This window comes from Bacillus sp. AFS031507, assembly GCF_002584635.1.
Taxonomy (GTDB): domain Bacteria; phylum Bacillota; class Bacilli; order Bacillales; family Cytobacillaceae; genus Neobacillus.
The window spans coordinates 113,235-138,748 of record NZ_NUOW01000020.1 but is presented as its reverse complement, the minus strand read 5'-3'; the positions used below and the strand labels follow the sequence as shown (position 1 = coordinate 138,748).

Here is a 25,514-nt window from a genome sequence, read left to right as displayed (position 1 = left end):
TTTTTTATTAATTACTATCTTGGCATTATCGGAAAGGTATGCTATTATACATTAATGTATTTAATAAACGTATGGACATTCACATAATTAGTATGACCCATAAGTATCTTAACCCTTTTAGTTACGCCGGTGTGGCGGAATTGGCAGACGCGCACGACTCAAAATCGTGTTCCGTGAGGAGTATCGGTTCGACCCCGATCACCGGTATCAAAAAACGTTGAAATGACGACGATCTACACGAGATGTAGGTCGTCGTTTTTTCGTCTATGCACACGATTCGATGGCTGAAAATCGTACGCAATGGGAACGAATAATTCAGCAATAGAGGAGTTATTTTGACCCGCACTAGACGAACAAATGCACTTTCTACGGAGGATATGGCGAAGCTGCGTGGCAGTTTACGTTCGGATTACCTCGACTTTAATGATGCGCTTGATCTCTTTATCAAGGACTCAGAGATTCGAAATCTGCGCGAACATACAATTAAATATTATCGGAATGAATTAACGACCTTTCGAAAGATTCTCGTCGAGCAGTCCGTTACAACATATCCTGTCGAAATTACAAAGGACATCATTAACGATAATGTGATCCATTACTTACGCGTTGAAAAAGGATTGAAAACAACGTCAATTAACACTAGATTACGAGCGATTCGAGCGTTCTTTAACTTCTTGTATAATGACCGATATATTCCGCAAAATCCCGTCGAGAATCTTAGTTTAATACGTGATCGTAAAGCTATTATCGCGACATTTACGGTAAAGAAAATTACTGACATATTGAATCGGAAAGACTTAAAAACATTCGTTGGCGTGCGTGATTATACGCTGATGTTATTACTACTTGAAACTGGTGTCCATGTTAAAGAGTTAATAGGAGCCAAAGTAAGCGAAATTAACTGGGAAGAGTCGAAGTTACTAATCTGCAATACTAAAGGATATTAACAACGATATGTACCGGTATCTGCTACAATGAAAGACCAACTACGACGATACTTGGCCATCCGAAGCAATGTGGTCGATTGCGATGCATTATTTATCACAATTGACGACACACCGCTTACTAAGCGTCAAATACAGTCGCGTATTAGTGTTTACGGAAAAGAGGCGGGAATTGCTGGCGTGCGGTGCAGTCCGCATAGATTCCGACACACTTTCGCAAAACTAAGCGTGAGGAATGGCGCAGGGGTCTTCGAACTGAAGCAAATACTCGGACATACTAGGTATGATATGGTGCTGACATACGTTAACTTATTCGCAGAGGACGTAAAGGAGCAGCACTGTAAGTTCTCACCGCTGAATAATTTAAAGCAACGGAAAGATTATTGACGCCATCATAACGGATGGTGTTTTTTATTGGCAAGATTATTTAATTTCCGCATAAAATTTATCGGGAGGGGATACAATTGAATTTTGATGATCATTACCGTAAACAATCTAAAAAGACTTTATGGGGCGAAGAGTTAGATAGTGAATCACTCTTTGATAAGCTTAATAAAGAATATGTAAATAACCTTACACCATCTTTCGATTTACATTCTTCGCTAAATCATCACGAAGGTAAGAAATATAAATGTACTCATTGCGGAAATAAATACGAAAATCATGAAACAGAAATGTATAAAGGCAATGTTTATTGTAGGGCTTGCGTCCAAGGGTTATACCATTACGACGAGTAATAAATTCCGTCGTTCTTTTTTTGTTTACATACAGAACGCTTGTTTGCGTATAATAAGAACGAGGAGATGATCGTTATGGCGATAAGAGATCGCGGAAAGATTAAATGGAATGCAGCGTCGTTTATGCCGCAAGTATTCGAACAGCAGCGCGAAATGTTTAAGGACCAAGAACGCCAGCCAAGGCCGTTACTCAGCGAATTCGATACGGAGGAATTTGATATACGAATTGCCTACGCTATGGAATATAACCTTGCGGTAAAGCTATCCGTATGGGATGACGGCTTTACTTCAGAAATAACCGTACACGTTCATCGCATTGATCCGATTACGCATGAGTTACGCATCGAGGTAAAGCCTGGCGAGTTCGGGCGGATAGCAATCGGGGATGTTACCGCAGTGAATGTCGTAGAGTAATAGCTTCCATTCGTTCCGACCTTAAAACATTGTAGAACAGCCAAAGCGTGCCGTCCTCCTGCCTTATATATATTTTCGTTGGTTTTAAAAATGCGTAAGCTATAGAAATGAGTCGTGGCGACGAGTGAGCGTAGCGAACGAAGGTAATAAGTTATAAGCTAGATCCCATTTTCAGGTTTAAGAATTTATTAACAATCATATTTAAATGCCAACTTTCATCAGTACTGAATTATGAAAATGTAGTGGATTCCACTCTATCTTGCACAGCTAAATTTCTATTTGCCTGCCGAGCAAAATTTAACAAGAGAAATTTAACTTAGTAATGAAAATTAATAAGTATATTATAAAAATATGGGTATTCATTTGTTTTTTACATAATGCTTTTTAACAGATGGAGGTAAAAGATGAACAATCGTTTATTCGATTTTGTTAGACAATTTTCAAATGAGTTAGCTGATCTGGCTGACCGAATTGAAGATCATTTATGGGATCAACCTCATGCGACATTGACCCAGGCTCGTTTATATTGTGAAGAGATAGTAAAGAAGATTAGCAATACAGAGGGAATCGAGAATATCTATCCCCTAAAGCCTGCAGAAAGAATCTACAAACTATATAAACAGGATATCATTTCAGAAGATATTTATATGAAGCTGGAATGGATTAGAAAAATGGGAAATAAAGCGGCACATAACGTGAAAGAAATTGTGGTACAGGATGTGCTGGAAGCTCACAAACTATTATTTGAGATAAGCGTTTGGTATATGGAAGTGTATGTCAGTCATCAATTTAACGCGCCAGAATATAAGCTTCCTGCCAAAACCAACCAAGATGCAAACGTCTTAGGTGTAAATGACATAAATGAACTAATTAAGCCTTATTTTGATCAGACATTGCAAAGATTTGATGAAATGAGAGCTGAGATTCAACTACAATTAGAAGCAATCAAAGTGGAAAAAGAAAAGGACCTAGATGTTAACACAAAAGCCGTAAATATTCAGCAATCAGAAATAAAAGCTCCAACAGAAACTTTGATTCAAAAGCAGGATGAATATCACATACGTCTCCAATTTAGAGGTGAAACCATTTTATTAACATCTAAACTAGCAAAAACACCTATATTAGACTTACCGGTAGTTGGATGTAACTATTTGTTACGCGAACTTTCCCGGGTGGGTATAGATTCTCTAGTGAAGATTACGAAGCCAATGGACTCTCTGCATTTGAAATTAAATGGTATTGGCCCTAATGGTATGGAGAAATTCTGGAATCAGCTTATAAGCTTACAAGATTCAGTTATGTTGGAATTAGAACAAGATAACAGCACGGAAGAGGAAAATAACACGATCGAATTACCGGAAGAAAAGATACCTTTAAGAAAAGAAAAAGAGAATATTGTTAGGATATTTGAAAAAAATAATTTTAATATTACCAATCAAACCCCTAAAGCAATAGAGTTTGAACATGCAATCAGTAAAGAAATTGTATACTTGCTGGCTAATAAAGAGACAAGCGTTGTCTTGCATCCAAAGACTGTTCAAAAAGATGATTTTTTAAAAAGTAACGGAAAAGATCGCAGTAGTACGGCATTGAGAAAATTTCCAAAAGAACAAAATAAGGGTAAAAGTCCAATTAATCATGGATTTTTATTTAAATTTAGTACTGCTTCTGAATTAGATACATTTTTTAATAGATTCAAAGAAATAATTTGTTTACCGAAGCAATTTAACTAATTTCATTCGAATGATTTATCTTGAAAATTCTAAATATTATTGATTATTTTCAAAGGGTGGACTGTTTTTGGTACACCTTTTTTGTTTATAATAGTCATAGGTATTTTAACCTAAGAGGTTATTTAAATGAGAGAATTATCGTTTACAACGTTAGGAGATATTGCTTCAAAACATCGTATTCAAGAGTGGTTTCCAATCGGAGGAACAAAAACCGCTTTATTATTTATTGCCTTCTATTTTTGTATTGTCAATTTTGTTAGAGATATCAAGCCAAGCTGATAATGATGCCGGTGGACTAGGAAAAATAGGTAAGGTTGGTTTTTTAACTTCCACCCATTTGTCCTTTATTCCAGTATTATTGATTGGGATAAACACTCCGGTTCATCAGGAATATCTCCAATCCACAAGGTATTTTCATATTGCTGTAAATCAAGTATTAAAGGTGCCTTTAATAACGAAAGCTCTTTTAAATAATGAAAGAGCCTAACTGTCCGTTCCTTATTTAACGAAGAAGAGTCCAAAGAAATTCATCCCTCCACTACAAAATCAATAAAATTACAATTTATTTTATGTTACGACATTAAATTATATCACTTTGGGATTAGGTTTAGAAATAGCCAGAGTCACCACTACTGAACTAGAGAAAACAAAATTGGAACAAATAGAAGTAATAAAGATTAAATGCAATATTGAACATTTTGAAGGGAAAAACCCATCCTGAAACAGGGGTTCCTTTTGAAAAAAATCATTGAAGTAAAATGAAAACTGCTCGAGGGTTGCTGTACCAGAATTTGATGCTCAACTTCCAGAGGAATTATATGAAGCTCGTGATAAGGCACAGGAGAAAGAATGTAACTGACTGTTGAAAGAAGCCATAGAAAGACACCCTAAGCTTAAAGAAAATAGTAGGATTGGGGAGACGGGGGGAACAGTTCTTTTTATTTAACCTAAGAAAGATAAACGCCTTCTCACAAAAAAGGGTAAAAAATAACCAAAATTGCAAAAAACGCCTTCAAAAATCAAATTTGAAGGCGTTTTTTGACGTTTATGCTCTAAAAATGCCCTCAAATATGAAAAATGGAGATTCGCCTTGCCCCACCAATCTCGATATTGTAGAAGTACTGAGATGAGGACTTTTACATAAAGCCCTCTCAAAGGACAAGGTGATGAAAAAGTGTCATAAAAGATTCACATTCTAATGAAAAACATATGACCATTTTCCTCATTTATTTATATATCAAGTATGAAGGAATTTTTTAGGAGAAAGGTAGTGGTTGAAGATGGCAAAGTTTAGAATGGTACGTACTGATTTTTGGAAGAATCCGCTTGTTTCAGAGGAGATGACTCCAGAGGACAAATTCTTCTGTCTTTATCTTCTTACGAATCCACAAACGACTCAAATTGGAATCTATAAGATTACCAAAAAACAAATGGCTTTTGATTTGGGTTATTCGATTGAGAGTGTTCACTCGTTAATGGAACGATTCATCGTGCATCACAAGCTGATTCGTTACAATCCTGAAACGAGAGAACTGGCGATCAAGAACTGGGGGAAATATAACCTGGATAAAGGTGGGAAACCATTCATGGATTGTATTTTTACCGAGTTAAAGGATGTGGAGGATCTCTCACTGATTCAATATGTTTCGAAGGCGATTCAAAAACAAGAAATTCGCAGTCTATTTGAATCATTTTGTGAACAAGAAGAGCTGGTTTTCGGCAAGGAAGATAGCGGCCAAGATGAAAATGATACATATCTAGAACCTGAATGTGGAGAGCTTGACGATACGTTGACGCATCGTGAGACGAGAAGGGGGCAAAAAGAAGAAGAAAATAAAAAAGATAATAAAAAAGAAAAACAACAACAAGAAGCTTTTAATCCAAATATAGAGAAAAATCCAGACACAGAAAATAATCAAAAAGAAGTTGATGTAAAAGAAATTATTGAGTTTTGGGACAACAATGGATTTGGTTTTTCGAACGTGAATGCGAAAGAGCAGCTGTTAGTTTGGTTAGAGGATTCTAGCTTTTTACAGCCGCAAGAGAGGTGATTTTAAAAGCGATGAATATTGCCTGTGCCAATAACAAGCGAAGGCTGAGTTATGTGGTTGGGATTCTGAAAAACTGGGTAAATGACTCCTTACTGACCGTAGAAGAAATTGATTCCTTTTATGAGAGTCAAAATTCCACACCAAAGCATAGGCAATCAACCGAATCTTTACCTGTCGGAAGAGCGATTCCAAGTGGATTTAAACTTGACCTTACGGCAGGTGAAGAGAGATGAGTTTCGCGGAGAAAGCTTTCTTAGGAAGCTTGATGAAGGCGGAGTACTTACTCCAAGATACCGTCATTCAACCTGAACAGCTAGAAAGTACACGGCATAAAGAAATCATGCGAAGAATGGTGGAGTTAAAACGGGCGGGTAAGAATGTTGATTTAATCACATGGACAACCTTACCAGACCTCGATTCCTTAGGTGGAATGTCTTACCTATCGGAGCTGTTATCATACGCGGATCTTGAGAAATTTGACGGTACAGAGAAGCTCATTCTCGATCAGTGGAAGGAACGAGAAAAGAAAAACATCTTGACGCTAGCAGCCATGAATGATTGGGAGATTGCGAAAGTCATTGCCGAATTGGATAAAATTAACCAAATGAAAATGGAGGATCACACGTCCTTACAACAAGCATTGGTAGATATCTATGAGGCACCCTGGGAAGATCGAATAAGCCAGAAAAGTGCAACAACGGGTATCAACAAGCTAGACGAAGTGACGGGAGGCTTTCAGGGCGGGGAAGTGACGATTCTAGCAGCAAGACCATCGATGGGAAAAACCGACGTGATGCTTCATTTTGCGAAAATGTCGGGTTGGGCCGGGTTCCTACCACTCGTATTTTCCTTAGAAATGCCGGAAAAGCTGATAACTTCGCGATTAATGGCTTCGACTGGAGGTTTTAACCGTGCAAAAATGCGGGATCCAAAAAGAATGCTAACTGAAAATCAAAAGAATGGGATGTGATTGGTGATCTCACGGAAACCCATATGCAAATTTTTGATGGGGCGGGACAAACCATTGCCGAAATGAGAGCGAAAACGCGAAAAATGATGAATCAATTTCCATACAAGAAACCAATTCTTTTTATAGACTACTTAACACTAATCCATTCTGGACAATTTTACGGAGGGAATTCCCATTTACAAGTAACGGAAATTTCCAAATCCCTTAAAACGATGGCGAAGGATTTTGATTGCCCCGTCATTTGTTTGGCCCAGCTCAATCGATCGGTGGAATCAAGAGCCAATAAACGGCCGATGATGTCTGATATTCGGGAATCGGGCAGTGTGGAGCAGGATGCCGATGTCATTTTGTTCTTATATCGTGAAGCGTATTATGACAAGGAAACGGACAATCATTCCCTTGAAATCATTGTCTCGAAAAACAGAAATGGACCAGTTGGAAGCATCGCTGTCAATTACAACGAGCATACAGGAAGGATTGAGGACCAGAAGGAATCGAGTCCTACCCTTGTATAACTTATATTTAGCCGAAAAAAATCTTATATCGAGGTGTGATCACATGATTGTGAAAGATCTTTACATGGATTGTTTCCGTTATGAAGAATCCTCATTGGCCCATTCCATCTACCATTTACTAGCAGAGCAGAAAATTTCATTAGATGACGACATATCCAAGATAGACTTAGAACAAGCCGACCATCAGAAAGTAAGGGAATTGGTTCAAAACAATGTATTAGGTATTCATAAAGTTGGCATCTACTCACTGAAGATGAACCAGAAGGATTTTGTCTTTATTTTTGCTGGCAGCCACAAAGAAGCCATCCAATTCTATACCGAAACATTTCATCAAGTTCCATTAAACTGTCACGAGTATTCGCTAGATTACCAGCTCGCTAGAGGAAATGATGTGATTTCGTTTCGGGACATGAGGAAGGAATTCATGAGTTTTCCAGCTTTAGCGGGGTATTTTAAGAGGGAGAGATGAAAGTGAGAGAGATGGAACAAAACCCTATCTAGTTTATTGTCCCCCAGGACTAAATTATTCTTAGGAAGGTGAATACCGAACTGGTTTGACCCCGACCACCGGTATCTTTAGAAAAAAATTGAGTCCGTTTTAGAAAAGTAAAATGCCTACAAATGTTGTTAAATAAATATTTGTAGGCATTTTTCACATATTAACGTATATGGTGCTGAACAAGAGCGGCTAACAGCACTGCGACATTTGCAGGAAATCGAGCAGTCACTTCGTCGGTTGAATGACATCATTGAAAAAGACGAAACGTTTCTAGCTGGTGAGCCTGACAGTGGCGTAATTCAAAAAGAGTGGGATGCTACCCAGAAAGAGATGGTGCGCATGCAAAATATTCTTGCCTTTCAGGAGCTTGAAGACGAGATAAATGAAAAAAAACAAACCATGGAACAGGTATCTACAGAATGTGAAAAATGGAACGAGGCAGCCAAGCAGACGGATGCATTAACAGCAAGAATAACTGCTGCCCAATAAATCGATAACTTAAAGTGGATAATTTTGGAACAAAATCTAAATCGGTCTTTACGAGTCCAGCAGTTAATCCAAGAGCGTGAGGAAATCCGCGGAGAAATTCGCCAGCGGAATAAATTAAAAGAATATAATGACAAATTGAACGGTGCGATTTCATATGTTGAACAGCGTTTGGAACCGCAGGGCATGTCAATCGGCCAGTTGCAGCAGCGAATGATGAATATGACTTCTATTTCTACTACCTCTGTGGAAATTGATCAATTTTTAGACAAACTAAGAAGTGAGTTTAAAGGAAACCCAAAAATCTTACCGCAGATACTTGTAACCTTTCTTGAGGGATTATATGGTAGGAGACACTTTATCTGGCAAAAAGCGGGGCAGTTAAAGCCATCTAATGCGTATATAAAAATGGCGCAAGAACTACTTCGGCATTTGAAGCAGGAGATGATTGAGCAACTTCAGCCTGTGCAGCATGAAAATAAAATGACGCAACAAAAGTGGCAGAAGGCGATGGACGAGCAGAGCACCAAGCTTACTTTTCTACAAAATAAGCATGAGCAAATGATGGCATACGCAGAAATGATTCCACACGCAAAAGAATTGCTTCATCAAAAAGAAGCAGAAGCGCTTGAACTGCAGAAAAAGAAAGAGCAATATGAGCAAGCTAAGCTTCGAGTTAAACTGAATGCCCAAGAACGAGCAAAAGAAGCCTTGCAGCTACAAGAAGCGAAGCAGAAATGGACAAAAATCGAAGCCCGCCTAACACAACTCTACAGTATGCTCGAAGAAAAGAAAAAAGGACTGGCACCATTACATGAGATCATATCCACAAAACCAGAATCGGAGCACGAAACGGTATTGAGGAAATTGGCGAGTCTTTCTTATACACGAGAGTCATTAAAACAGGAAAGGAAAAGGCTTCCAGAATTCCAGTCAATCCAAGGGATGTGGCTTTCCTTGCTGGAAGAAGCAAATGACCATGACCTGAATGAAATTCGAAAGCTTTATGTACAGCATTCAAATGTCATTGGAACAACCTGTGTGGCATCCGCACGCAAGGACTTTATTGAAAGCTACCCTATTTTTGATGTGGTCATCATTGATGAAGTATCAAAAGCAACCCCGCCAGAGCTGCTTTTGCCGATGCTAAAAGGGAAAAAAATCATTTTAGTCGGCGACCATCACCAGCTGCCACCTCTATCAGGAAACGATACGCTAGAGGAAACACTGCAGGAAATGGCGGTAAAAAGTGAAGACTTTGATGGAAAAACGGAATTAAAACAGCTGTTAAAAGAGTCACTGTTTGAACGGTTGTTTAAAAATCTTCCGAAAAGCAATAAAACGATGCTTGCCATCCAATATCGGATGCATGAAAACATTATGGCAACCATTACCCAGTTTTATGAGCAAGAAAACAAACAATTCCAATGTGGTTTGAAAGACTCTGATTTCGAACGGGATCACAAGCTTGTATCACCGCTCATACAGCGGAACAACCATCTACTTTGGCTCGATATGCCGAATGAGCCTGCTTTTTTCGAAGAAAGAATGAAAGGCGGTAAAAGCCTGTATAATCAGGCTGAATTGAGGAAGATTGGTGAGTTGCTGAAGGAATTGGATGAAGCGGTGGCACTGGCGAAGCAAGCTGGAAGAATGAAAGCAAATGAGAAAAAAAGCATTGGCGTAATTAGTTTTTACGGTGAACAAGTAAAAAGGGTCGAGCGCATGATTCAACAGGAGCTTCGCTTGCCAAATTTAACGATTCGCACTGGGACAGTGGACAGGTTCCAGGGCATGGAAATGGATGTAATACTGCTAAGCATGGTGCGAAATCACGACAACGAGCAGGATGACATCGGCTTTGCCAAAGATAACCGCAGGCTAAATGTCGCCTTATCGAGAGCAAGAGAGCTGCTAGTGTTAATTGGCAGTTCAAAGATGTTTACCGAGCGGACGAAACATAAGGATACGAGACAGATGTATACGAACGTATTAGAAGTCGTGAAAAAACAAGATGGACTGCGAATGCTTGAAGCGGTGAGTTTGCATGGATAAATTAAAAAAGCACTTACGCTCGATCTTACTTGAAAATCCAGCGATTCAAATCAAGAAGTCCATGATGTGGCACTTGCCAGTAAAGACATATAATGTGGAATTTAAACGGGTAATGCGATCTAAAATGGACATTCTGATGAAAATGATGCTTCTCACTTTTGAGCAGGCTGAAATCCGGCGAGCAGCCAAGTTGTCCGAATTGCTGCTGGTAGAGGAGCTGTTCATTGCGGATTTGCTGAAAAAAATGCAGGGAATGGGCTTAATCCGAGTGGAAAAAGAAAGCTACAGGCTAACATCGAAAGGGCATAAGCAACTAAAAACAGGAGTAATTGTAGAGGAAATGGAAGAAGAGTCGACTGTGCTTTCGTACAGTCCAGTTCATGATGAGTTTTGGCCAGAGGGGATCGAACATTTGCCTGAAACAAACGAAGAAATGCTGTTTGTTCGGTATGTAAATAACCAGGACCATATCAATACAGACCGAATTCTGCAGGTTCTCATCGGGAGAGAAACCGAGCTGGAGGAAAACGGCTTTCAAACTGTAGTGGCTAATGTAAATAGCTTCGACCTACAGAAGGTTGAACATATACCATGCCTAGAATTTCAAATGTACAATAAAGAACAGGACATTTTCTACGTACTCGTGTGGAATACATGGCTTAAATGCTGGGATGATACACTCGAAAAGCAAATAGAAGAGAAGGAACGGCTGGAATGGCGGGAAAAATGGATGGCAGTAAATGAAGTTTCTGAGTAAATAGAATTCCTTGTCCAGTCCTTTGCGGTATTAAATCATATACTCATCGGTGATTAGGCCCTTTTTTCTAAGAATCTATTTTAATTTAAAATCCTCACAAATGTTGTTATATCAACGTTTGTGAGGGTTTTTTTCGTTTTATAGGAAAAGAATTGGAAAAGGTAAACACAAATTTATTACACAAGATAAATACCAAAGGACACATTCTCTCAAACGTCTTAATGCCCCATTTCTTACCTATATATGTTCTGTAATACAGATATAGCTGAATGAAGGCAACAGAAGGGGAACTGTTATAAGATTGGAATTTCAGGTTTTGACCTATACACTCGTGATATAAAAAATAAAATAGCGTGTAGAGGAATTTGAAAATTTTTGCAGAAGATTTATGTTATGTAAATCTATGACTTAGCTTATCTATAAATTATTAAGGAGTAAATTAATATGACAAAAAAAGTTATTCTAAGTAGAAAAGGATTCGATTCTTCTGCAGGTGGTAAGCCTAGTTTTATTTATGGAGACCGACTTATTTCGTTACCTATTCCTGGAAAAGGATCAGGTATTGGTTATAAGGACATATTTTTTGATCAAAATACTAAGCTTGATAAAGTGATGCAAGAGGTAGGAATCAAACAATATGACTCTGAATGTCATCTTGATCCGGACATTAAATTCGAATCAATCCTAAATCGGCATAATAAGTGGAATCCTGCATTTGGACAAGCTGATATTCCAGAAAAAGTTTTAAGAAAAAATAATGTAGGACATGGGGATTTATTTTTATTTTACGGCTGGTTTAAAGAGATTGATATAAAAGATGGAAAATTTAAGTATATACAAAATGCTCCTAACCTTCATATCATCTTCGGTTTTCTTGAGGTTGACGAAACATTGGATTTAAATAATTCTAATGTAATTATTCCTCAATATCTAGAGAGTCATCCTCATGTTGTAAATAAAGATAAGTATTTAAATAGCAATCGTCTTTATATTGGAAAAAATGCTGGTAAATTTCACTATGATGATTCTCTCGTTTTGACTAAAAAAAGAGAGAAACGGAGCAGGTGGGAATTACCAAGATATTTTGAAAATGAGAAATTCTTAGGTGGGACAAATAAATCAATTCTACCAAATGGAAATGTAAGAATTGAATTTATAGGAAGAAACAATCAAGAAGTTTTAATAACTGATTCTAGTGATGTAGTAGAATGGGCTGAGAATATGATTAAAACAAATCGTATACAATCTAATCAAATCACTACAAAATTACAATAGTGATTTATACATAAACAAATAAATAGGACTGGAAATGTTGGTAAATAACTAAAAGAAGGACAATATAATGGATTAGGAATTATTCCTTGTGAGAGGACGATTGAGCATTATCTATCATCAAAAAACTATTTACAACTCAAACTGGGGAAAAGAATATTACAAAAATCTTACTGAAGGAGTTGTAAAATGGGCAAATTCTTTGTTTCATCACAAGGAGCAGGTTCATGGAGAGAATTACTTGTCGATCCTGAGAAACAGTGGAAAAAAGGGTATTCTGCTTTTGAATTGGCAAATTGTTGGGAAGAGGCTAACCATTTACCATCTTGTGTTGAAAATGTATTTAAACAAAGTAAGTTACCTGTGTTTAAGGATGTAGAAGTATTGTACGGACTTCCTGAGTACAAGGTTCCATTACCTGGAGGAAACGCAAGTTCACAAAATGATCTTTATGTACTAGCCAAAGCAAATAACGAGCTTTTAACGATTATGGTGGAAGGAAAAGTTTCAGAACCCTTCGGAGAAACCGTAACATCCTGGTTAGGTGATAATCCCAGTGACGGTAAAAGAAAAAGATTGAAATACTTACTTAATTTACTTGGATTACATGAGGATAGTGTGCTAAATAAAAGATACCAATTAATACATAGGGTTGCTTCCGCTCTGCTAGAAGCTAAGAATGTTAATGCTAACAATTCACTTATGCTTGTTCACTCATTTAGTCAGACAGGAAAATGGTTTGAGGACTACGCTGAGTTTGTTAAACTTTTTCATTTATTCCCTAAGAAGGATGGAATAGTTGGGCCAGTACAATTAAATGGGGTAAATCTATATTTTGGGTGGGTGAATGAGGTTTTGGCGGTAAAGGGGGAAACGGATCAAATAGTTGCTTCGAAATCAAAAGAGTATTTTTATAGCTTGTTTAAAACAGAAAAAGCTAGAATGCTTGCGAAAGAAATCGATGATTATATTTATAAAAAAAGCTCATATAAGGGTGAAGTTGAGGACTATCATCATCGATATAAAAATGGGGTTCGAACAGATTGTATAGGTTATGTAAGCAAGATAGGCTCATATAAATTCGCAACAATTACTGCAGCAAGGAAAGTTTGCTTCGTCCTTCATCTTGGAAAAAAACTTCACACAGAAACAGCAAAGAAAATACAGAAGGAAATAGATGATTTGCTTGGACATGTGTATGAAAAATCTGATCCGGTGAGCCTGACTCCTGGTGAAATGTACATAAGGTTAGAGTGGGTAGATAATTTAGAGCAAATAACTAGCTTAATAGATGAGGCATATGAAAAGAGGTTGCAGAAGTAGTAGGTAATAAATTATTTATTCATAATTTCTACAGGAATATCCCAGTCTTTTTTTTATATCACTTTTTAACCTTTACCTGCTCCCAAATGCATTATCGAAAAACTTTTCTTAATCGTTTGTAGATTGGTTTGAATATTATTAAATAACTTATACCAGTTTTGCTCCAAAATTGTTTATGAGTTTTTAGTACCTTCCGAAAAATCGGACGGTGCTTTTTTCTTTTATCTTTGAATATTTTATTAAAGACCGTTGTTAACTCTTGGTCTAATAATACCCAAATTATGCTAATATGATAATAAGAGCAAATGCCTATGTAAGGTGGGGAGTTCATGTCAAATGATACAGCGAAAATAGCAAGGATTTTTGAATATTTGCTTGCTGTAAAAAATCTTAACGAAAAAATCATTCGTCATGTGAATGATTATGATCAGGTATGGTGGGAAAAAGATATTCCACAAATAGATGGTTTTTATATTGGTGGTAATGGGACAAATGAAGATGCTTGGTTTGAGGTACACAAGCAAGAAATTCCAACAGTACCCCCTGTTCCATCCGAATTGAAAAAATGGGTAACTAAATATGATAATCCTGAGCAATCCCCAATAGTACTAGAATCCCTTGTAATAGGTATAGATGAAGACGAAAATGAAATTTTAGAAGTATTTGATGAGGATATTAAACGAAAAACTAGTTATCAGCAATGGTTAGAAGAATGGAAAATGTGGGCTGCAGAAGCATCCCCAAAAATGAAAATCCAACAATTATATACCGATCTCTTTACCTTGTATCAACGCTTCGAGCGTGAAGGGGAAGACATCGAACTTGTTTGTGGCTATGGCTTATTACAGTGGGAAATTGACGAAAAGAAAATATCCCGCCATGTTTTGGTAACAAAATTAGAGGTTACGTTTGACGCAAAGAAAGGTATTTTTCATCTCTTGCCTACGAGCAAAGGTACAGCAATGGAAACAGACATGTTATTACATATTGATTTTCCGAATGCTACACGGGTTATGAAAATGGAAAATCAAATTCAAGAGCTTGATTTATCGCCAAATCAATTGGAACCTATTAAGTCCTTTTTACAAGAAGTTGTTCATACAATAAGCCCCGAAGGATTATTTAAGACTGATAAAAAGGACAGCATAAAAAACATATCAACACCGATCATCTCATATAGTCCGGCCTTATTTTTACGAACCACAGGAGGCAGGTTTTGGCAGCAAGAATTAACCAATGCCATTGAAAAAATACAAGCAGGTTTTCCCGTTCCTAAAACCATCAAAAAATTAATTACTACTAGTGATTCTGATGAAGGCTCTAAGTTTCTTTCGCCAGATTGGGAGGCAGTGGGCAAGGAGTTACTTTTTCCTTTGCCGGCCAATAAAGAACAGCAATTGATTGCTGAGAAATTAGCTTCTAATAGTGGTGTAGTTATTCAGGGTCCACCAGGAACTGGAAAAAGCCACACGATAGCTAATTTAATTAGTCACCTTCTTGCACATGGGAAAAGAGTACTTGTTACTAGTGAAAAAGAACGTGCTTTACATGTTTTGAAAAATAAAATCCCTGAAGAGATTCGTCCACTATGTGTAAGTGTTTTAGGAGGGGACTCGAAATCAGTCAAAGAAATCGAGGACTCCGTGCGTGTTATTGCTGAAAATATCGATTCAAAACAACCTGAGATTTTACAAAAGAATATCGAGCGATTAAATACAGAATTACAAACTACTAAGAAGAGTATTAAAAGAATTAATCAAATGATTAATAATGCAGCCGAAAGAGAATGCCTACCAAAAAGATTTGGTGACTTGGAATTAAAGCCACTTGAAGCAGCTAAATGGCTTAAGAAGTTTGAAAGTCATGCCTGGATACCTGATAACATTAAGTCTGATTCTCCGTTCCCGTTAACTACAGAACAACTAACTAAATTCTTTGAACTTTTAGGTCTTCTTGCAAAAGAGGATATTCAGTCGCTATCGTTAGCAAGACCTAGTCTAAAATCATTGCCTCCTTCCAACGTATTTTTAGAAAGAGTCAATGAGATACAGGGAATAGAGGAAAAGATCAAACAGACAACGGAACATCTTAAGGGCTGGAATACAGGGGATTTTATGAGCCTTGATTTTGCCAAATGGACGACTAAAACGTCAGAAGCCATTGTAAAGCTGAAACAAATGCATAATCCCAAGTGGCTCTATACCATTATCAAGGATTGTGTGAGAGACTCAAGCCAAGTATTCATGTGGAATCAATTTATCAAGGAAATTATTGAGAAGGTAAATGATATTCAAATACTGGAGAAGGAAATCATTGAGCATAAAATTGTGCTGACGACAAATAAAATTCTTCCTGAGTTAAGGGACGACCTACTTGCTTTGAATGAAAAATTATCTACTAATCCCAGGATAGGTTGGATGTATAAAAACGTTACCGGGAGAAAACTTAAATATCTTTTTGAAGAGATAAAAGTAAATACCTATCCGATTAGAAGCAGTGACGACCTCACCCTGGTCTTAAAACACATCGATCTAATAATCATGAAGCAAAAACTTTCTATTAAGTGGAATCGTGTCTTAGATGAAATTGACGGAACTAAAATCGAAGAAACACAAAAAAGATTGGTGCTAATAATAAAGGAAAAATGCAATCAAATTCTTGATGCAGCTAATTGGGTTAACAACTTAGAAAAAGAGTTTGATGAATTATTTGCTGTTATCTCGATGTCTGGTGAAAATAGGTTTCATGATGAACAATGGCTGAATGAACTTAATCAAGGCTTACAAGCTTTACATTACAAAAAGACCTGGAAAGAAACCCAAACATTTTTTCAAAAAATAGAAGTAGAATTAATTGCAGGAATAAATCAACCACAGTCGCATCCATTATGGAATAACTTATTAGATTCACTTCGTCAACGAAATTCTACAACTTGGGATTCGGGACTTGAAGAAGTAGAAAGACGTGAAGGCTTAGAAAGTGATCATCAACAATTGTTAGAACTAAAAGGTCTACTTTTTGATGTGGCACCAAAGTGGACATTAGAATTACTAGAAAGCGGTGGGGAGGGAAAGCCGCTAATTCCTCCACAAGACCTTGAGTTTGCCTGGATATGGCGTCAAGTAGATGCCTGGCTAAAGGAATTAAATGCTAAACAGCAAATTGATTACCTAGAAGAACAACGAAAAATGGCAAAGTTAAAAGAACAAAAAGTTATTAAAGAATTGATTGCGGAAGCAACCTGGAAGGAACAATTAGAACGGACCACAAGGGCCCAAAAAATGAGTTTATTCGCATGGCAAAAGGCGATTCAGCGAATTGGAAAAGGAACAGGAAAATATACTCGTATGTACCGTCAAGAGGCCAGCAAAGAAATGAAGGTGGCAAGAGGGGCCATTCCGGTTTGGATTATGCCAATTCAGCGTGTGATAGAGAACTTTGATATAACAGAAGACTTATTTGATGTGGTTATTATTGATGAAAGCAGCCAAAGTAATTTGTTTGGATTAAGTGCTTTACTTCGTGGAAAAAAAGGGGTGATTGTAGGGGATGAAAATCAAATCAGTCCAGAGAATGCTTTTACTGAAATTAGCGATGTCCATGAATTAATCACTAGGTATCTTTTTGATATCCCTAATAAAATGCAATTTGATATACGGACTAGTTTATATGACACGGCATCTAGGGTATTTGACAGTAAAATTGTCTTAAAAGAACATTTCCGCTGTGTGCCGGAAATCATTAAATTTAGCAATGAGCTAATGTATGGCGGAATGATTGACCCATTACGACTACCATTAGCAAAGGATATGTTTACACCACCTGTGAAGGCAGTAAAAGTGGATGAAGGATATCGATTGGAAAATACCACTAAAGTAATTAACATACCAGAGGCTGAAGCCATTGTTGATTATATTATAGAGTGTATCAACGATCCTATATATAATGAAAAGTCTTTTGGAGTGATTACACTACTTGGGAACGATCAACAAAAAGCTATTGAAGGACGGATTCACGAGAAAATCGATGAAGAGGAAATTATCAACAGAAGACTTGTGATAGGAGATGCGTATGCCTTTCAGGGAGACGAACGCGACGTGATCTTCCTCTCTTTAGTTATTGCTGAAAATAAAGGGTTTGCTTCACTCGGGAAAAAAGATGCACTGCAAAGATTTAATGTTGCTGCAAGCCGACCTAGAGATCAAATGATACTGTTCCACTCCGTAGATGCAAACAAGCTAAATCCAAATGATGTTCGATATCAACTATTACAGCATTGTCTGAATAATGGTGAAACCGAGGAAGCATTGGTTAAGGAGGAACATGAATTTGTTTCTGAGCTAGAAAGAGACATTTATGCGTTAATTTCAACCAAAGGATATCGTGTTGTTCCGCAAGTAAAGGTTGGCTCATTAGGTAAGGCAATTGATTTGGTTGTTGAAGGAGAGCGTACCCGATTAGCAATTGAATGTGATGGTGATGTGGAATGGCAAGGACAAGAGAAATGGCAAGAGGAAATTGAACGGCAACGAGTCCTTGAAAGAGTGGGCTGGACATTTTGGCGGATCCGGGGAAGCGTATTTTACTCTAACCCAGAGAAAACAATGGAATCTCTATATGTCAAATTAGATGCAATGGGAATTCGTCCAAATACTCAACAAAAGGATAAATCTAAGTACGAAACAAAAAGAATGTTAAAAAAGGAAATCATTTTTAAAAAGGCAAGTAGGCAGCCAAAGGAAGAAAGAATAACAGCTATTCTCCCAAATTTGGAGGAAACTAGAAATATTAAAATTGATGCGAACATGAAAAAAAATAAATCAGAACAAATCGCATTATTCTCCCCTGAATTAGAAGGTTTTCATGAACAAATGAATTTAATCGATTTGATTGATGAAACCCCAGATAGTCTTTTTAGTTATTTAACTTCAAAAAACTATGAAGTTATCGACAAACGTCTCAAGGGTGGAAGTCTTTGGTTGGTAGGCGGAGAAGAATTGAAACCGCTTATTAATGAACTTAAACAAAAGGGAATAAGTTTTCAATTCACTGAAAAAGGGAGTCGGGCTACGAGACAAGGACCTGGTTGGTATACGAGTTATAAGGGATAAAAAATGGGCTTTCTATCTCTGGTAGAAACCCTTTTGAAATTACATTATATGCGTTAATACAAAATAGAGGGAATCCATTATTTGTTCTTTAAGATATTCGACAATTCTTCTTGTTGTTTGAGCTCAGAATAAAATTAGGGTAGGGTTGCATTTTTAGCACACCTTATTAATTTAGTCTTAACTGATAGTTAGTCTAACATTTTTGTGCATTTATCAAACATCAAGTGTTAAAATAAGGTGTTAAATGATATGTAAATATTTTTTATGAGATAAATAGAAGCGAATGTAACAAAAGTAAAAATACAAAAAGTTTAGACCTCCGTAATGTTTTATTTTCAAACACAGATTGATAAGCTTTATTTCTATACATTCAATAATAAAAATCTAAAAATGAGGTTGGTGTTTTCATTGGCAATTTGGGAAGTTGAATTATTTATTTATGGCCCAGTAAAAGTAAGTAATGTAGAGAAATTCAAAACACAGAAAGGTACTAATTTTAACCCTTTTTTTAGCGATATTGAGATAAAGAATTTTGATGAAGGATTAAATTTTAAAGTAACAGCTTTTGCACCAACAAGTGAGCTAGCAAATAATGCTGCAATGGTGTTTGTTGGCCAAATGTTAGATTGTTTAGTATTGGATATAAAGGTACCTATACCCTTATTTTTAAGTTTTGATGGGAAGAAAGTTAATTTTTCTCGGAACTCCAATGTTAAAAGATTTATATCTAAAGGGGAGTTTAAAAGAGCATTCGTTGAATCTCTCAATCTATTGAATGGTGAACCAAGTTTCCTAAAAGCTTATGGATGGTACAGAAAGGGGTTGTATACCGAAGATCCATTTGATAAATTTCTAGCTTTTTATAATACTATAGAAGTTGTTGCAACAAATTATCATCCAAAAAATGAAGCATCTAAAAAGGGAAGCAAGAGTCAAATATGGGAATGTTTTAAACTTTTATGGGGTAACTGTGATCAATGGCCTTTGATAATAAAAGACCAGATAAATTGGATAGATGATAATTATAATACCCGAGTTGGAATCGCGCATGGATTAGCTAACGTTAATGTTGAGGAAGTAGGTAAAGTTATTAATATGAGTGAAACAATTCAAAAGGTTGCATTCATGTTTTTGCGTGATTGGAAAAGTAAGCAATTTAATCAAGTTGGTCAAAGGGAAATTATATAAAATATGATGAAAGATTGTAATCTTTTTAGGGGGAGCTAAACAATGGATTTTAAGCAATATCTTTTAAATAGAAATTTACATGTCAATAATGTAAACCAAATAAAGGATAAATCCGCTTCCGCTTTAGAACAAAAAATCAACTTAATTGATGATCAATCAGATTTTGCGCTATCAATTCAATAATGATACATGAATATATAGATTTATCAGTTAACTCGGATACAAATCAAATTTTTTACTCACGATTATAGAATATATATACTTGATAAGAATTTATTATTTGAAAAGCCCTGCAAAATAATGATGCGGAGCTTTTTTGTTTTGTAGTTAGTTGTTTTACAAAAAAAGTAAGAGTAAAATAAGAACTAAGTAAAACTGGAGTTAGAGGTGACATTTGTGGAGTTGAAAATGTTTTATCGCACGCAGCGAGAGTTAGCTACTGCCATAAATAAACTCGTCGATGCATATTGGCAAGAGGAAATAAAAGAACAAGGCCTTATTGAGGGTGTTAATAACATTTATGATAACAACCAGGACAAGCTCTTTAAAAATAATGAGTTTACAAAAGTCGTTCAACAACAATGTGGAAAGAGAAGGTTAGCTGTAGTTGAACGAATTTTGAAAATGGTATAGGCGAAAAGTATTGTGTGAAAGGTCGTGTTGGATGATAATGGTATTAGAATATTCATCAAGTTTGAACGGTGCCTCTTTTTTGTTATTTGAGTTAAAACAAGTGGTAAAACAGAAGCAACTTGGGCTTTCAAATGAGGAGATTAGGAAAAAGGTCAAAGAAGAGAATTTGTTTCAGTTTACAAATAAAGGTAGGGTTAATCGTGCTTTGCCTTCAGTTATGAAAAGAGCCGATGTTATTGACCAAACATTAGCTGCACTTATGATAGAAGGGTCAATAGAAATTAGTAAAGTGATTAATTTGTATGCCATAATGAAAACCGATTTACTTTTTTACGAATTCATGAATGAAGTGATTAGTGAGAAGCTACAGAATAACGATTTTTTAATTGAGAAGAAAGATATTAATGTTTTTTTTACCTCCAAGTCAGAAGAAAATACCAAGGTTGCAAGTTGGAGCGACATAAACCTCGAGAAGTTAAAACGTGCGTACATGCAAGTATTATTTGAATGCGGGCTGCTGAGAAATAGACGTAGCAAAGAACTGAACCGCTTAATCATAGACGAGCAGATTAAAAATCACTTTATACATATAGGTGATACCAAATTTGTACATGCAATGGGCGAGTGAAAGGATACAACAAATGGCTAATATTAATCGAAGACTTGATAAGATCATTCCAAAAATTAAAGAGGACAAATTCATTCAAGGTCGAGGTCTTGGAAATGAGATCAGTTTTTATATTTTTGATTATGAACCCAGTGAAGAATTAATCGTTCGTGATTATGTCAATCATATAAAAAAGGAATTTAGTTACGAAGGCTCTAATCGCAGAATTATTGAATTCGACTTATACAAATTGCTGCTAGATATTGCAAAAGAGAAACGAATTTTCGACAGAGTTTTTGAAGTGGAAGAAAAGCAGGGGAAAGACGCACTTTTTAAAGCGATGACTACCTTTGCTAAACCTGATATCTTCTTGAGGAAAATTAAAGAACAATTGGGTGATCATAATGTTGTGCTTATAACGGGTGTAGGGAAGGTTTATCCATTTGTTCGCTCACACAATATTCTAAATAATCTTCAAGAAGTGATCGATAAAATACCTGTCATTATGTTTTTTCCAGGAAGATATGATGGTCAATCACTTCAATTATTTAACAAGTTTATGGATGATAACTATTACCGAGCATTTCCGTTAGTCGATTAGAGAAAAGGGGGATATAGATGATTATTAAAGAAATGTTTGAGAAGAATATTGAGCGGGATATCAGAGGTGTTATTAAAGTTGCTCAGACAGACGAGGACAATATTTATCAAGAACTTGATGAATATGTTGTCACAAGGGAGTTAAACAAACATTTATCGAAGTTTTATGAGAATTATCAAAAGGGTATTGATGGAGCTACAGATAAAATGGGAGTATGGATTAGTGGCTTCTTCGGTTCAGGTAAATCCCATTTTCTAAAAATCCTTGCCTATTTGCTTGAAAATAAAAAAGTAAAAGACAAAAGAGCGATAGAATTTTTCAAAGATAAATTACAAGATCCTTTAATCTTGGCAAACATGAATCGTACCGCTGACATTCAGACTGAGGTAATTCTATTCAACATAGATTCTAAAGCTTCATTAGATAGTAAATCGAAAGAAGATTCAATTCTACGTGTCTTTATGAAGGTTTTCTATGAACACAGAGGTTACTTCGGTGATATTCCTGGTGTTGCTGAAATGGAAAAATTTCTTGACCAAAAGGGCGTTTACAATGCCTTTAAAGATGAATTTAAGGCTCTTTCTGGCGAAGAATGGGTAGACCGCCGTAACACGTTCTATTTTGACGCGGACTACGTTATTGCAGCCTTAACCAAAGTAACGGATATGTCTGAAGAATCAGCCCGGAATTGGTTTGAAAATGGTGTGAATAACTTTGAAATTAGTATTGAAAAATTTGCAAAAGATGTGAAGGAATACATAAATCAAAAGGGGAAAAACTTTCATCTAGTCTTTTTGGTCGATGAAATTGGTCAGTTTATTGGTGATAGTCGTAACCTTATGCTCAATCTTCAAACGCTTGCCGAGGATTTAGGAACACATGCAAAAGGTAAAGTATGGATTATGGTTACTTCTCAAGAAAGTATTGATAGCATCGTCAAAGTAAAAGGCGATGACTTCTCTCGTATTCAAGGTCGCTTTGATACAAGACTATCGCTTTCATCTATATCTGTTGATGAAGTAATCAAGAAACGTATCCTACTAAAGAAAGACTTTGCTAACGATAAACTCAAGGTACTATATCCTGAGAAAAGTGCGATCTTAAAGAACTTAATTAGCTTCAAAGAAAGTACGGCTGAGTTAAGAGGTTATGATAATGGGCAAGAGTTTGCAGATGTCTACCCTTTTATCCCATATCAGTTTAAACTTTTACAAAACGTATTTGAACAGGTAAGAAAACATGGTTCTTCTGGTAAGCATCTATCAGAAGGTGAACGTTCCATGTTATCTGCGTTTAAAGAAGCAGGCTTACGCTATAAAGATGCAGAAGAAGGAGCAGTAATCCCGTTCTATTCTTTCTACGATACGATTAAAGAATTCCTTAATCCATCTATTTCAAGGGTTATTGAGGGGGCATACGAAAACCCTGTCCTTAAAGATGATGAGTTTAACATGGACTTGCTTAAAGTTTTGTTCATGATTAAATACATTAAAGAACTGCCAACGAATATTGATAATATTGCTACGTTGATGGTAACAAATATTGAGGAAGATAAATTAGAGCTGAAAGAAAAAATTAAAGTAGCATTAAGAAAGCTTATTTCTCAAACCCTTGTTCAAAAAAATGGAGAATACTATATTTTCCTTACCGATGATGAACAGGACATCAACCGAGAAATAAAAACGATCAATGTGGATGAAGACTTAATCAAAAGGGAGCTTGCGAACTATATTTTCCAAGATCTCTATGACGAAAAGAAATACCGTTATTCTTCTGAATATTCATTTTCCTATAATCAAAAAATGGATGAAAAAAATAGTGGAAATCAAACATCAAGTATAGGAATTAACATTCTTTCACCACTATCCGATCACTATGGCAAATCGGAGCAGGAACTCATGATGATGTCGTCAGGTAATGGTGAGTTGATAATTAGGCTTGGTGGTAATGAATCCTATGTGGAAGAGATGGAAGAAGTTCTTAAGATTGAGGAGTACCGTAAGAAAAAGAATATTACGCAGCTTCCTGAAAGCATGCAAAACATCTTGAATAACAAGCAAGCAGAAGTTCGTGAAAGAAGACGAAGAGTTCGTGATTTGTTAGAGGATGCTATAAAAAGTGGTAAGTTCTTTATCAATGGAGACAATGCCAATGTTAAAGGCTCGACTGTAAAAGAAAAGATTAACACTGCATTGCATTCCTTAGTTGATAATGTATATACAAAGTTGGGCTATGTTAAAGACTTCTTAGATAGCGAGAGGGAGCTACTTACTGTTTTAAGTGTAAAAGACGAGCAGATGACCTTTAGTACAGAAATGAAACAAATTCCCAATGAATTAGCTATAAAAGAGATATCAGACTTTATTAGCCTCCAAGATTCGATTCAAAAGCAAGTCCGAGTCAAAGTCATCTTAGACCGCTATAATGATAAGCCGTATGGGTGGAGACATCTTGATATTCAACGGTTAATTGCAGAACTATTAAAGGAACAAAAAATACGCATCCGTTACAATTCAGAATATTTAGAGCCAGAGGATAATGTGAACAAAATTATTACGGTATTAACAAAGACTTCAGAAGCGGATAAGGGTATTATTCTTAAACGTGTTAGAGTGGATGAAGCCTTAATTAATACAGCAAAAAAGATTTGTAAAGAGGTATTTAATAAAACGGACTTGCCAGATGATGAAGATGGTTTAGTTAAAGATATAAGGTCTCTTATTGCACAGCAAATTGTTGAAATTAATGCGTTAAAAGCACGCTATGAGGGCAGAAAATATCCTGGTATGAGTTTGCTCGATAAGGGTTTAGAATATTTTGAGCATTTTCATAAAGGGTTAGACAATGCTTCGTTTTTTGCGAAATTGAAAGAGTTACAAAAGGATCTTAGTTATTGGGAAGAGGACATGGTTTATGTTAAGAGCTTCTTCGATACAAATCAAAAGGGTATCTTTGATAACGGTCTTTCAGCAATTACCAAGTATGAAGAAAATAAAGCATATCTCATGGGTGAAGCGGCTGATAAATTTGCAAATGAGTTAAACGATATCTTAAATAATCCAGTCCCTTACGGAAAAATAAAGCATATTCCTGAAATTGTTAATAAAATTAACGAACAAATTAAAAATGTGCTTAATGAGAAAAAAGCCAATGCTAAAGAAAAAAACAAAGTTGACTACGATTACCTTGCTTTGTTAGCAAAGCAGTATGGAGTATCTAATGAAACGAAGGAACGAATCGATAATTACTACAATGAATTATTGAAAAATGTTGAGAGTTTCAGAGATATTTTCAAAGTGGATGCAACGATTTCTCAAAGTGGAAGTTTTAAGGAAACATATGAACGAACCATTAACCAAGAGATTCAAGAATGGCAAAGAAAGAAAGCAGCAACAGCTGGAGAAGTTGGAGAAGGTATAGGAACAAAAGATACAAACGGTGGTAGAGCAGTAGCTACAATTCAAAAGCAACAGGTAAAGGTCTCAGAACTTCTAGTTGTTAGAACATTAAATTCTGAGGAAGATGTTGACCAATACATTAATACCCTTTCCAATAAGTTAAAGCAAATCATTAAATCAAATAAACACATCGAGTTTATTGAATAAGCGGGAGATGTTG

General features: G+C 36.2%; 22 protein-coding genes, 1 tRNA gene and 1 pseudogene. All 24 read left to right on the top strand.

The features are described 5' to 3' along the window. The first annotated feature begins 125 nt into the window (after positions 1-125). The 24 genes and pseudogenes from COE25_RS19025 (at position 126) to brxC (ending at position 25,501) form a co-directional block, all read left to right on the top strand. A tRNA-Leu gene (locus tag COE25_RS19025) sits at positions 126-207 on the top strand. Between the two features lie 128 nt (positions 208-335). After that, positions 336-947, top strand: a complete 612-nt coding sequence (locus COE25_RS32135) for a tyrosine-type recombinase/integrase (RefSeq protein WP_306572680.1) — start codon at positions 336-338, stop codon at positions 945-947. Between the two features lie 12 nt (positions 948-959). Beyond that, positions 960-1,331: pseudogene (locus COE25_RS32130) on the top strand (tyrosine-type recombinase/integrase); the annotation flags it as partial. 77 nt (positions 1,332-1,408) lie between these two features. Next, entirely contained in the window at positions 1,409-1,681 is a 273-nt protein-coding gene (locus tag COE25_RS19015) for a hypothetical protein (protein ID WP_098933735.1), read from the top strand. Between the two features lie 75 nt (positions 1,682-1,756). Beyond that, positions 1,757-2,095: a YolD-like family protein gene (locus COE25_RS19010; protein WP_098933734.1), complete on the top strand. Its 339-nt coding sequence runs from the start codon at positions 1,757-1,759 to the stop codon at positions 2,093-2,095. A gap of 404 nt (positions 2,096-2,499) precedes the next feature. Beyond that, positions 2,500-3,828, top strand: a complete 1,329-nt coding sequence (locus COE25_RS19005) for a DUF4145 domain-containing protein (protein ID WP_098933733.1) — start codon at positions 2,500-2,502, stop codon at positions 3,826-3,828. A gap of 160 nt (positions 3,829-3,988) precedes the next feature. Next, positions 3,989-4,315 (top strand): hypothetical protein, encoded by a 327-nt coding sequence (locus COE25_RS30870; RefSeq protein WP_098933732.1) that lies wholly within the window; start codon positions 3,989-3,991, stop codon positions 4,313-4,315. Between the two features lie 793 nt (positions 4,316-5,108). Then, positions 5,109-5,879 (top strand): DNA replication protein DnaD, encoded by a 771-nt coding sequence (locus tag COE25_RS18995; protein WP_257208885.1) that lies wholly within the window; start codon positions 5,109-5,111, stop codon positions 5,877-5,879. 11 nt (positions 5,880-5,890) lie between these two features. Continuing rightward, entirely contained in the window at positions 5,891-6,112 is a 222-nt protein-coding gene (locus COE25_RS31675) for a DnaD domain protein (protein WP_257208884.1), read from the top strand. Further along, the gene (locus COE25_RS31670) at positions 6,109-6,849 is read left to right on the top strand and encodes a DnaB-like helicase C-terminal domain-containing protein (protein ID WP_257208883.1); all 741 of its coding nucleotides are present in this window, start codon (positions 6,109-6,111) and stop codon (positions 6,847-6,849) included. The genes COE25_RS31675 and COE25_RS31670 overlap by 4 nt, the downstream gene beginning before the upstream one ends. A 23-nt stretch (positions 6,850-6,872) precedes the next feature. Then, positions 6,873-7,364 carry a DnaB-like helicase C-terminal domain-containing protein gene (locus tag COE25_RS31665; RefSeq protein WP_257208882.1) on the top strand — a complete coding sequence of 164 codons (492 nt, stop codon included), beginning with the start codon at positions 6,873-6,875 and terminating at the stop codon, positions 7,362-7,364. Between the two features lie 43 nt (positions 7,365-7,407). Next, a complete protein-coding gene (locus COE25_RS18985; RefSeq protein ID WP_098933731.1) occupies positions 7,408-7,833 on the top strand; it encodes a hypothetical protein in 426 nt (141 codons plus the stop codon). A gap of 267 nt (positions 7,834-8,100) precedes the next feature. Continuing rightward, complete coding sequence (locus tag COE25_RS18980) at positions 8,101-8,352, top strand: hypothetical protein (protein ID WP_098933730.1); 252 nt, start codon at positions 8,101-8,103, stop codon at positions 8,350-8,352. A gap of 24 nt (positions 8,353-8,376) precedes the next feature. After that, positions 8,377-10,404, top strand: coding sequence for a DEAD/DEAH box helicase (locus COE25_RS18975; protein WP_257208881.1), 2,028 nt, complete (start codon positions 8,377-8,379; stop codon positions 10,402-10,404). Beyond that, entirely contained in the window at positions 10,397-11,161 is a 765-nt protein-coding gene (locus COE25_RS18970) for a hypothetical protein (RefSeq protein ID WP_098933729.1), read from the top strand. The genes COE25_RS18975 and COE25_RS18970 overlap by 8 nt, the downstream gene beginning before the upstream one ends. 444 nt (positions 11,162-11,605) lie before the next feature. Then, positions 11,606-12,436 (top strand): Nmad3 family putative nucleotide modification protein, encoded by an 831-nt coding sequence (locus COE25_RS18965; RefSeq protein WP_098933728.1) that lies wholly within the window; start codon positions 11,606-11,608, stop codon positions 12,434-12,436. Positions 12,437-12,622: 186 nt separating this feature from the next. Then, positions 12,623-13,756 (top strand): DUF6946 family protein, encoded by a 1,134-nt coding sequence (locus COE25_RS31660; RefSeq protein WP_257208880.1) that lies wholly within the window; start codon positions 12,623-12,625, stop codon positions 13,754-13,756. A gap of 329 nt (positions 13,757-14,085) precedes the next feature. Next, the gene (locus COE25_RS18955) at positions 14,086-18,867 is read left to right on the top strand and encodes an AAA domain-containing protein (protein WP_098933727.1); all 4,782 of its coding nucleotides are present in this window, start codon (positions 14,086-14,088) and stop codon (positions 18,865-18,867) included. A gap of 408 nt (positions 18,868-19,275) precedes the next feature. Further along, on the top strand, positions 19,276-20,055 hold the full coding sequence (gene mauJ / locus COE25_RS18950) for a methylamine utilization protein MauJ (protein WP_098933726.1): 780 nt from the start codon (positions 19,276-19,278) through the stop codon (positions 20,053-20,055). A 42-nt stretch (positions 20,056-20,097) separates the two neighbouring features. Further along, entirely contained in the window at positions 20,098-20,238 is a 141-nt protein-coding gene (locus COE25_RS30865; RefSeq protein WP_180247547.1) for a hypothetical protein, read from the top strand. Between the two features lie 225 nt (positions 20,239-20,463). Next, on the top strand, positions 20,464-20,688 hold the full coding sequence (locus COE25_RS18945; RefSeq protein ID WP_098933765.1) for a TIGR04540 family protein: 225 nt from the start codon (positions 20,464-20,466) through the stop codon (positions 20,686-20,688). Between the two features lie 31 nt (positions 20,689-20,719). Continuing rightward, positions 20,720-21,316 carry a DUF1819 family protein gene (locus COE25_RS18940; RefSeq protein WP_098933725.1) on the top strand — a complete coding sequence of 199 codons (597 nt, stop codon included), beginning with the start codon at positions 20,720-20,722 and terminating at the stop codon, positions 21,314-21,316. A 13-nt stretch (positions 21,317-21,329) separates the two neighbouring features. After that, complete coding sequence (locus COE25_RS18935) at positions 21,330-21,896, top strand: DUF1788 domain-containing protein (protein ID WP_098933764.1); 567 nt, start codon at positions 21,330-21,332, stop codon at positions 21,894-21,896. 17 nt (positions 21,897-21,913) lie between these two features. Beyond that, entirely contained in the window at positions 21,914-25,501 is a 3,588-nt protein-coding gene (gene brxC / locus COE25_RS18930; RefSeq protein WP_098933724.1) for a BREX system P-loop protein BrxC, read from the top strand. Positions 25,502-25,514: the final 13 nt, after the last annotated feature.

Excerpts from the sequence above, each read along its gene's own strand:
- COE25_RS19010 (WP_098933734.1), top strand. The coding sequence starts at position 1,757 with ATGGCGATAAGAGATCGCGGAAAGATTAAATGGAATGCAGCGTCGTTT.
- COE25_RS19005 (WP_098933733.1), top strand. The coding sequence starts at position 2,500 with ATGAACAATCGTTTATTCGATTTTGTTAGACAATTTTCAAATGAGTTA.
- COE25_RS18995 (WP_257208885.1), top strand. The coding sequence starts at position 5,109 with ATGGCAAAGTTTAGAATGGTACGTACTGATTTTTGGAAGAATCCGCTT.
- COE25_RS31675 (WP_257208884.1), top strand. The coding sequence starts at position 5,891 with ATGAATATTGCCTGTGCCAATAACAAGCGAAGGCTGAGTTATGTGGTT.
- COE25_RS31670 (WP_257208883.1), top strand. The coding sequence starts at position 6,109 with ATGAGTTTCGCGGAGAAAGCTTTCTTAGGAAGCTTGATGAAGGCGGAG.
- COE25_RS31665 (WP_257208882.1), top strand. The coding sequence starts at position 6,873 with ATGCAAATTTTTGATGGGGCGGGACAAACCATTGCCGAAATGAGAGCG.
- COE25_RS18985 (WP_098933731.1), top strand. The coding sequence starts at position 7,408 with ATGATTGTGAAAGATCTTTACATGGATTGTTTCCGTTATGAAGAATCC.
- COE25_RS18970 (WP_098933729.1), top strand. The coding sequence starts at position 10,397 with ATGGATAAATTAAAAAAGCACTTACGCTCGATCTTACTTGAAAATCCA.
- COE25_RS18965 (WP_098933728.1), top strand. The coding sequence starts at position 11,606 with ATGACAAAAAAAGTTATTCTAAGTAGAAAAGGATTCGATTCTTCTGCA.
- COE25_RS31660 (WP_257208880.1), top strand. The coding sequence starts at position 12,623 with ATGGGCAAATTCTTTGTTTCATCACAAGGAGCAGGTTCATGGAGAGAA.
- COE25_RS18955 (WP_098933727.1), top strand. The coding sequence starts at position 14,086 with ATGTCAAATGATACAGCGAAAATAGCAAGGATTTTTGAATATTTGCTT.
- COE25_RS30865 (WP_180247547.1), top strand. The coding sequence starts at position 20,098 with ATGGATTTTAAGCAATATCTTTTAAATAGAAATTTACATGTCAATAAT.
- COE25_RS18945 (WP_098933765.1), top strand. The coding sequence starts at position 20,464 with ATGTTTTATCGCACGCAGCGAGAGTTAGCTACTGCCATAAATAAACTC.
- COE25_RS18940 (WP_098933725.1), top strand. The coding sequence starts at position 20,720 with ATGATAATGGTATTAGAATATTCATCAAGTTTGAACGGTGCCTCTTTT.
- COE25_RS18935 (WP_098933764.1), top strand. The coding sequence starts at position 21,330 with ATGGCTAATATTAATCGAAGACTTGATAAGATCATTCCAAAAATTAAA.
- brxC (WP_098933724.1), top strand. The coding sequence starts at position 21,914 with ATGATTATTAAAGAAATGTTTGAGAAGAATATTGAGCGGGATATCAGA.